The organism is Pseudacidovorax intermedius, from assembly GCF_001476815.1.
In the GTDB taxonomy this organism is placed as follows: domain Bacteria; phylum Pseudomonadota; class Gammaproteobacteria; order Burkholderiales; family Burkholderiaceae_C; genus Xenophilus; species Xenophilus intermedius_A.
Genome location: NZ_LDSL01000226.1, coordinates 1 through 2,715, shown reverse-complemented (window position 1 = coordinate 2,715; position 2,715 = coordinate 1). Strand labels below are relative to the sequence as shown.

4 protein-coding genes are annotated in these 2,715 nt (G+C 73.5%); all 4 read left to right on the top strand.

What is annotated here, in order from left to right; translation table 11 throughout:
- Nucleotides 1–246 precede the first annotated feature (246 nt).
- Nucleotides 247–843 carry a chromate transporter gene (locus NS331_RS24665; protein WP_058644552.1) on the top strand — a complete coding sequence of 199 codons (597 nt, stop codon included), beginning with the start codon at nt 247–249 and terminating at the stop codon, nt 841–843.
- A gap of 13 nt (nt 844–856) precedes the next feature.
- Complete coding sequence (locus tag NS331_RS24660) at nt 857–1,456, top strand: chromate transporter (protein WP_058644551.1); 600 nt, start codon at nt 857–859, stop codon at nt 1,454–1,456.
- A gap of 62 nt (nt 1,457–1,518) precedes the next feature.
- Nucleotides 1,519–2,298, top strand: a complete 780-nt coding sequence (locus NS331_RS24655; RefSeq protein ID WP_058644550.1) for a pseudouridine synthase — start codon at nt 1,519–1,521, stop codon at nt 2,296–2,298.
- Nucleotides 2,299–2,405: 107 nt separating this feature from the next.
- On the top strand, nt 2,406–2,715 hold a 310-nt coding region (locus NS331_RS24650), incomplete at its 3' end, for a response regulator (protein WP_153013043.1).

The following is a 2,715-nucleotide window of genomic DNA, read 5'->3' as shown; positions in this document are numbered from 1 at the left end:
GGCCGCGCGCGGCCGCTGAGCACGAGCGCCTTCAAGCAGCAGCAGGGATGAGCCCCTCTCCCCTCGCGGGAGAGGGGTTGGGGAGAGGGTGCGCCTCAAACAACGTGCGCAGGCTCATGACCGCCCGCGCCCCCTCTCCCCAGCCCTCTCCCGCGAGGGGAGAGGGAGCCGAACCGACGGCTGAGCCGGGGCTGACGCGGCGACCGTCCGGCGGCGGCGGCCACCGGATAATCCGCCGCCATGCCCATGCCGCCCCCCGGGGCCGATGCCGGCGCCGATCCACACGGCGCGCCGGCCCGGCCCGAATCCCTCGCCGACCTCTTCTTCTCCTTCACCATCCTCGCGCTCCAGGGCTTCGGCGGCGTGCTGGCCGTGGTGCAGCGCGAGCTGGTTGAGCGCAAGCGCTGGCTGACGCAGGCGCAGTTCATCGAGGACTGGGCCGTGGCCCAGGTGCTGCCCGGCCCCAACGTCATCAACCTGGCGCTGATCCTGGGCGACCGCCACTTCGGCCTGCGCGGCGCCATCGCTGGCCTGGCCGGCATGCTGGTGCTGCCGCTGGCGGTGATCCTGGTGCTGGCCGTGCTGCATGCCCATTTCGCCCACGACCCGCGCGTGGCCGGGGCCCTGCGCGGCATGAGCACGGTGGCCGGCGGCGTGATCGCGGCCACCGGCGTCAAGCTCGTTCCCTCGCTGCGCGCGCATCCGCTGGGCTTCGGCGTGGGCGTGGGCATCGCGGCGCTGGTGTTCGTGCTGATCGCCCTGGCGCGGGTGCCGCTGGGCTGGGTGCTGCTGGCCGTGGGCGGCGGCGCCTGCCTGTGGACCTTCGCGCGGCTCAAGCCCTGAAAGGCCGCGGCCCATGAGCATCACCCTGCACTGGCACGACTGGCTGAACCTGCTCGGCCAATACATGCTGCTGTCGCTGATGGCCGTGAGCGGCGCCATCACCACCCTGCCCGACATGCAGCGCTACCTGGTGGAACAGAAGGGCTGGCTGGACCCGGGCCAGTTCAATGCCTCGGTGGCCATCGCCCAGGCCGCCCCCGGGCCCAACATCCTGTTCGTGGCGCTGATGGGCTGGAACGTGGGCCTGAACGCCGGCGGCGGCATCGGCGCCGGCCTGCATGCGTGGCTGCTCGGGCTGCTGGGCGTGGCCACCACCATGACCGGCATCCTGCTGCCCAGCAGCGTGCTGACCCTGCTGGCCACGCGCTGGGCGCACCGCCACCGCACGCACCGCGGCGTGCGCGCCTTCAAGCAGGGGCTGGCCCCGGTGGCCGTGGGACTGCTGGTGGCCACCGGCTGGGTGCTGGCGCGCAGCAACGAGCAGGAAAGCCACGCGCACTGGCCCGTGTGGCTGCTCGCCCTGGTGGCGGGGGTGATCGTCTGGCGCACGCGGGTGCACCTGCTGTGGCTGCTGGGCGCCGGCGCGGTGCTGGGCGTGCTGGGCGTCGTCTGAGCGCCTGAGCGGACAATGGCGGTCCGCCCGCCATCCCTGTCTCCGCCCTCCCCGCCCGCCCGATGACCGACACGCCCGAACCGATCCGACTCAACAAGCGCATGGCCGACCTGGGCCTGTGCTCGCGGCGCGAGGCCGATGCGTGGATCGAGCGCGGCTGGGTCAAGGTCAACGGCCAGGTCGCGCCGATGGGCTTCAAGGTGGGCCCGGCCGACCGCATCGAGGTCGACAAGCGCGCCCAGGGCCAGCAGGAGCAGCGCGTGACCATCCTGCTGCACAAGCCGGTGGGCTACGTGAGCGGCCAGGCCGAGGACGGCCACCAGCCCGCCGTCACGCTGGTGCAGCCGCGCAACCACTGGCGCGGCGACGGCAGCCGCCAGCGCTTCGCGCCCGACCAGCTGCGCGGCCTGGCGCCCGCGGGCCGGCTGGACATCGACTCCGTCGGCCTGCTGGTGCTGACGCAGGACGGCCGCGTCGCCCGCCAGCTGATCGGCGAGGACTCGGGCATCGAGAAGGAATACCTGGTGCGCGTGAGCTGGCCCATGGGCGGCCAGGAGCGCACGACCGACGTGCAGTCGGTGTTTCCGCGCGAGCAGATCGCGCGCCTGCGCCACGGCCTGTCGCTCGACGGCCAGCCGCTCAAGCCGGCGCGCGTGGACTGGCAGAACCCCGAGCAGCTGCGCTTCGTGCTCAGGGAAGGCAAGAAGCGCCAGATCCGCCGCATGTGCGAGGCCGTCGGCCTGCGCGTGGTGGGCCTCAAGCGCATCCGCATCGGCAACGTGGTGCTGGGCCAGCTGCCGCAGGGGCAGTGGCGCTACCTGGGGGCGGACGAGCGCTTCTGAGCGCCTGCGCCCCGGCCCGGGCACGTCCCAGCGCGCCTCGCCACCGGATCAGCTTGCCTTAAGTCGTGCGGCCTAGCGTGCCGCACCGACAACAAGCGGAGACCCCCATGCGCGCCCTGCTCGTGGAAGACGACGAGATGATCGCGGCCGGCCTGCGCCAGGGGCTGGCGCGGGAGGGCTGGTCGCTCGACTGGGTCGCCGACGGCCTGGCGGGCGAGCGCGCGCTGGCCGACGGCGACTATGCCTGCGTGCTGCTCGACCTGGGCCTGCCCGGCCAGGAAGGCACCGCCCTGCTGCGCCATGCCCGGGCCCGCGGCGACCGCACGCCCGTGGTGGTGCTCACCGCCCGCGACGGCCTGGACGACCGGGTCGCCAACCTGGACCTGGGCGCCGACGACTACCTGCCCAAGCCCTTCG

What these genes read in the sequence shown, in the direction of transcription:
- NS331_RS24655 (WP_058644550.1), top strand. Translation starts at nt 1,519, where the DNA reads ATGACCGACACGCCCGAACCGATCCGACTCAACAAGCGCATGGCCGAC.
- NS331_RS24660 (WP_058644551.1), top strand. Translation starts at nt 857, where the DNA reads ATGAGCATCACCCTGCACTGGCACGACTGGCTGAACCTGCTCGGCCAA.
- NS331_RS24665 (WP_058644552.1), top strand. Translation starts at nt 247, where the DNA reads ATGCCGCCCCCCGGGGCCGATGCCGGCGCCGATCCACACGGCGCGCCG.